At 72.5% G+C, this 6,090-nt stretch carries 3 protein-coding genes; 2 read left to right on the top strand and 1 reads right to left on the bottom strand.

What is annotated here, in order from left to right:
• On the top strand, window positions 1-1,937 hold a 1,937-nt coding region (locus OM076_RS34380; protein ID WP_270044688.1), incomplete at its 5' end, for a C40 family peptidase.
• A 555-nt stretch (window positions 1,938-2,492) separates the two neighbouring features.
• On the opposite strand, the gene OM076_RS34375 is transcribed toward OM076_RS34380, so the two are convergent.
• Window positions 2,493-5,372, bottom strand: coding sequence for a serine/threonine protein kinase (locus tag OM076_RS34375; RefSeq protein WP_270044687.1), 2,880 nt, complete (start codon window positions 5,370-5,372; stop codon window positions 2,493-2,495).
• 83 nt (window positions 5,373-5,455) lie between these two features.
• Between OM076_RS34375 and OM076_RS46480 the strand changes: the two genes are divergently transcribed.
• Entirely contained in the window at window positions 5,456-6,079 is a 624-nt protein-coding gene (locus OM076_RS46480) for a LuxR C-terminal-related transcriptional regulator (protein ID WP_270044686.1), read from the top strand.
• The last annotated feature ends 11 nt before the right edge of the window (window positions 6,080-6,090 follow it).

Here is a 6,090-nt window from a genome sequence, read left to right as displayed (position 1 = left end):
CCGCCGCCGGCGCGCCGGCGGCGCAGGCCGCGGCGCTCGACCCCGCGGCCGCTGCCGCCGTCGCCGCCGCGGCTCCCGACGCCTACCCGGGCGACAGCGCGCCGCGCGAGCAGATCGCCGCCTGGATGGCCGGCCAGGCGCAGAAGCGCGGCCTGCCGCCGCAACTGCCGCTGATGGCCTCGCTCGTCGAGTCCGGCATGACGAACATCCAAGGCGGCGACGCGGACTCCGTCGGCTTCTTCCAGATGCGCGTCGGGATCTGGAACCAGGGCGCCTACGCCGGCTACCCGAAGGACCCGCAGCTGCAGGTCAAGTGGTTCCTCGACCAGGCCGAGGCGGTAAAGCGGCAGCGGCTCGTCGCGGGCAAGTCGATCACCGATCCGAACCAGTTCGGCGACTGGATCGCCGACGTCGAGCGGCCCGCCGAGCAGTATCGCGGCCGCTACCAGCTCAAGCTCGACGAGGCCAACAACCTGCTCGGCTCAGCGCCCTCGCAGCCGGCGGCGGCACCCGTGGCCGCGGCCGCCGCCGCCGTTCCGGTCGACCCTGCCGCGGCAGCGGCGAGCGCCGCCTCGCTGGGCGACGCGAAGCTGCCGGCCGAGATCCTCGCCCCCGTCGAGCAGGCGATCGCCGCCGGCAACGCGCCCGGGCCGAAAGCCCTTGCCGCCATCGAGGAAGCCTCGAAGTACATCGGCACCGACTACAAGTGGGGCGGGTCGACGCCGCAGACCGGCTTCGACTGCTCCGGCCTGATGCAGTGGGCATACGCGCAGTCGGGCGTCCAGATCCCGCGCGTCACCTACACGCAGATCGCCGCCGCCAACGGCGTCGAGATCGCCGACAAGGCCGCCCTGAAGCCCGGGGACCTCGTGTTCTTCGCCAACGCCGGCGACGTGCACCACGTCGGCATGTACCTGGGCGGCGACAAGTTCCTGCACGCGCCCCACACGGGCGACGTCGTCAAGGTCTCGAGTCTCGACGAGCCCTACTACGCGTCGCAGTTCGCGGGCGGACGGCGCTTCGATCAGGGCGCCGGCGTCGCCGGGGTGCCGTCGGCCGCACCCGCAGCAGCGCCCGCGGTCGCTTCCGCGGCCTCCGTCGATCCGGCGGCAGCGGCTGCCGCCGCACCCGCGGCCCCGGCCGCCGCCGCTTCCGCGATCGACCCCACGGAGGTCGCCAAGGCGCAGGCCGCCGTGGCCCGCGACGCGGCCGAGGTGCGCCGCAACGAGTCCCAGCTCTTCCAGGCCGTGAAAGCCGTCGAGGCCCCCAAGGAGCGGGAGAAGCGCGCCTCGATGATGTTCCTGAAGGCCGTCGACCCGTCACAGGTCAAGCGTCCCGGCGCGGAGCCGCCCGCCGCCGCGGCCGCCGTGCCGCCGCCGGTCGAGGCCCCCGCGCCCGCGCCGGTCCCGGACCCCGCGGCCGCCGCTCCTGCACCGGTGCCGCCGCCCGAGGCCGCCCCGGCCGCCGCCGCTCCGGGCGACGGCGTCGCGGCGGCGTCGATCGACCTCACGAACGCCGCGACCGGCTATCCGGGCGACAACGCCTCGCAGGCCGAGCTCGCCAAGTGGCTGGCCAAGCAGGCCGACGCGGCCGGCCTCCCGCCCGAGCTTCCCGTGATGGCCTCATTGGTGGAATCCGGCGTCAAGAACCTCAACTTCGGCGACGCGGACTCCGTCGGGTTCTTCCAGATGCGGGTCGGGATCTGGAACCAGGGCGCCTACGCCGGCTACCCGGAGAAGCCCGAGCTGCAGGCGAAGTGGTTCATCGACCAGGCGCTCGAGGTCAAGCGCAAGGCGATCGCCGGCGGCGACGCCAACTTCGGCAAGGACCCGGCGAAGTTCGGCGAGTGGATCGCCAACGTCGAACGGCCCGCCGCGCAGTACCGCGGGCGCTACCAGCTGCGCCTCGGCGAGGCGCGGAAGCTCTTGTCGTCTTAGAGGCCCGAAAGTCAACTGCGCCGGGTGGGGGAGGGGGAGTGGCAGTGCCACCCGTCCCGGGCTGCCGTGGGTCCGCTCGGTGCGCGGCTCTGTTGGGGTCGAAGCGCCGTGCTGGGATACCGACAGTTACGGGCGTGGTGCTGACACCCCCGTCCGCGCCGGGCCTTCCGGTGATCGGTTTCGGCGAGCAACGAAGTCATGCGCGAAGGGGGTGCGTCCGGAATGTTTCCCCACAGGCAACATTCCGGACGCACCCCCACCAACGCGCCACATCGAACAGTGCGAACCTGATCGAAACCCGCGAGCGGACCCCTCAAACGCGCGCGGTCGACCACGGCGACCGGGACAGCGCGAGTGCGGGAGACACTGGCCAGCCCACGCCCGTAACTGTCGGTATCCCAGCACGGCACTTCGAGCCAACAGAGCCGCGCCGCGAGCCGGACCCACGGCAGCCCGGGACGGGTGGCTCGCCACTCCCCCTCCCCCACCCGGCGCAGTTGACTTTCGTCCCTACAACACGCGGCGCCCGATGGGCGCCGCGTCACTTCGAGTCTCTCAGCCTTCGCCGCCGCCGCTGACGCCGCCGCCGGAGCTGCCACCGCTGCTCCCGCCGGAACTGCCACCGCTGCTCCCGCCGGCGCTTCCGCCGCCGCCGCCACCACCGCCACCGCCGCCGCCGCCACCGCCGCCGCCAGTCGCGGGAGGCGTCGTGTTCTGCGGGGGCGTCGTGTTCTGCGGAGGCGTCGTGTTCTGCGTGCCGCCGGATGAGGAGGAGGACGAGCTGCTGCTGCTCGCCTGCTTCTTCGGCTTGTCCTTGATCAGCGTGGGCAGGCGCGTGAACTTCGCGGAGGCCGCAGCGCCCGACGGGAGGTCGTAGCCCGCCTCGGAGAGCCCGTTGAGGGCCTTGCTCATGTCGTCCTGGAAGGAGAGCGCCTTGGTGCCCTCACGCTTGTAACCGGCGCGGTCCTTGCGAGCGCCTTCGCCCGCGGCCTTCTTGTACGCCGCACCCGCGCCGCCGAGAGCGGCGACGAGCTGCTGGTTGAGCAGCTGATCGGCCGGGCTGACCTTGAGCTTGCCCAGCGACTTCGAGGCGCCGCTGTATGCGCCCCAGAGCTTGTTCGTCGCCGCGACCTGGCTGGAGCGCTTGCCGGCCTTGTTGAGCGCCGACGCGGCCGACTTCTCCTTGGATTCGAGCCGGGCCAGCGTGCGCTCGACGCCCTTGGCGTAGGTCGAGCTCGGCCCGATCGGGAAGACGTCGCCCTCGGTGATCTGCATCGAGGAGGCGATCGTCGTGCACGTTTTGCCGTCGGCGAAGCAGGCCAGTGCCGCCACGCCCTTGCTCGTGGGCACGGAGTAGAACGTCGCGGCCTTGCCGTCGATCGGCAGCCCGTCGTAGCGCAGCGCCTGGGCGCCGTCGCCGATATCGGCCTTCTGGCCGTCCGGCGTGCTCGTGGTCAGCAGATCGGTGGGCAGGAGCTTGGAGTTGGCGGCCGACTTGTCGGCCTTGCCGATCACGATCGTCCCGCCCTTGGGGCCACCGACGGCCACCGCGCCCTCGGCGAGGCCGGGGACGGTGGGCGCGTCGCCCGTGCCCTGAGCCCAGCCCGCCGGCACCTTCAGCGCGATGCCGGAGGCGGAGATCGGCACCGAGGCACCCGGTGTGGCGGAGGCCTTCGGCGTGGTGGTGGCGCTGACCGTCTTGTCGCCGCCGCCCCCGCCGCCGAGCGCCATCGCCGCGACGACGCCCACGACCACGACGCCGCCCACGATCGCCGCGGGGACGATCCACTTCGGGCGCCCGCCACCGTCGCCGGACGGCGTCTTGGGCTCCTTCGGCGCCTTCTTCGGCGGCTCCGGGGTCAGCGTCTGCGGCATCATCGTGTCCGCGAAGACGGGGGTGCTCGGCGCAGGAGTGGCCACCGGCGCCACAAACGGCGCGGGGGTGACCGGGGCCGGAGCCGGAGCCGGAGCCGCGGCCTCGACCGGGGCGGGCGTCGGCGCGACGGCCGGCGGCTCGCTGGTCGGCGGGCGGGACGGCGGCGGCGCGATGTAGGTCTCGAACGCCTTGGGCGGCTCGGCCTCCTCGACCGCAGGCGCCGGCGTGAGATCGGCGGGCGGCTCGGAGAACGCGACCGGCTCCGGGGCGTTGCCCAGGCCCGGCGAGGTGGCGAACCCGGATGGCGCGGCCTCGGGCTCGGCGGCCGGAGCCTCGGGCTGGGGAGCGGGCGAGAGCAGCGCGTCCGTCGGGGGCGGCGGCGCGGGCGTGCCGAAGGTGACGAAGCCGGACTCGATGATCGGATCGGGATCCGCGGCGGGCGGCGCCGGGACGGCCTGCGAGGGCATCGGCGTCGGCGGGCCGACCACCGGCTCGGGGATCGACGGCGTCGACTCCGACGGCGGCGGCGTGTACATCGGCGGAGACGCCGACGGGCCGGTGTCCGAGCCGGGCGCGCCCCAGGCGAAGGACTTGAACTCCTCCGACGCTGCGTCGCCGCTGGTCGTGCCGGGGAACGGCGCCGGGGTCAGCGGCTTGGCGCCGGCCGCCATCTCGTCGGTCGAGCGCTGCTCGACGAGGCGCGCCTCGCGGCGCCAGCGCGGGCCGAGCAGCCCGAGCACGATCTCCTCGAAGTCGTCCCAGGCGTCGTTGGCGTTCTGGGTGCGCTGCGTCGGCTCCTTGACCAGCAGCCGCTCGATCCAGTCCGAGATGCGCTGGTCGACCTCGGGCCGGATCGACTTCACCGGCGCGATCGGCTCGTTGACGTGGCGCAGCAGGATCGCCATCGGCGCGTCGGAGTCGTGGAACGGGACGTTGCCCGTGAAGAGCTCGAAGGCCATGCAGCCGACCGAGTAGAGGTCGGTCCACGGGCCGATGTCCTGCGCCATCGCCTGCTCGGGCGCCATGTAGGTCGGCGTGCCCACGGTCGTGCCGGTCGCGGTCAAAAACGCGCCCGTCTGCATCTTCGTGGTCGCCTTGGCGATGCCGAAGTCGGCGATCTTCACGCGGCCGTCGGCCGTGACCATCAGGTTCTCGGGCTTGAGGTCGCGGTGGACGATGCCGTGCGATTCGGCGTTGGTCAGGCCGGCGAGCAGGCCTTCCAGGACGCCGCCGATCTGCGCGAGGTTCATCCGCCCGACGTACGGCCGCAGCGACCCGCGCTCGACGTACTCCATCGCGATGTAGGGCGTGCCGTCGTGCTCGAAGTAGTCGTGCACCGTCACGATGTTCGGGTGCGAGAGCGAGCCGGCCACGCGCGACTCGCGCAGGAAGCGCTGGGCGAAGGACGGGTCCGACGCATGGAACGCGCCGAGCTCCTTGAGCGCGACGAACCGGTCGAGATCCGTCTGGCGGGCCAAGTACACCATCGCCATGCCGCCGCGACCCACCTCCCGGAGGATCTCGTAGCGGCCGACTGTCTTCATGATGGCGTCAGGCATCCCTGCGTTCCCTGGTTGTTGCTGAGCTCGGAGGCTCCGCGTAGTATCGCCATGGTTCTCCGAACCGACAACCACTCTTAAGGGTGAAGCTCTTCGTCCTCGACACCCACACGATCTACCGCCGAGGACTGGTGGCCTGTCTCGACCTCCTCGATGAGGTCGAGTCGGTTGCCGATGCGGAGCGGGTGCGCGACGCGTGGGAGCACCCCGCGCTCTTCGAGGCCGATCTCGTCCTGGTCGACCCGTCGCTCCCCGGCGGGGCGGATTTCGTGACCGGCGTGCGTGAGACCGTCGGCGCCCGCGTGATCGTGTGCGCGTCCGACGCGGGCCAGGATGCAGCGCTTTCCGCGCTTCAGGCAGGCGCCGTCGGCTACCTGCGCAAGGACGAGCTGACGCCCGAGACGCTGTCCTCGGCGGTCCGTGCGGCGGCCGACGGCACGAGCGTGGTGGGCGCCGGCCTGCTCGAGCATCTGCTGGCCAAGCTGCCCGAGAGCGCCGAGGTCAAGCCCGCCCCGGCGCGCCTGACCGACCGCGAGCAGCAGGTGCTCTCGCTGATCGCCGCGGGCCACCCGACCCGCGAGGTCGCGCTGGAGCTCTCATACTCGGAGCGCACCGTGAAGAACGTCTTGCACGACGTCGTCACCAAGCTCAATGCGCGGAGCCGTTCGCAAGCTGTCGCGTTCGCGGTCCGCGAAGGTCTCATCTGACGCTCCTCTGT

The organism is Solirubrobacter ginsenosidimutans (assembly GCF_027587205.1).
This window is presented reverse-complemented; position numbering and strand designations above follow the sequence as displayed.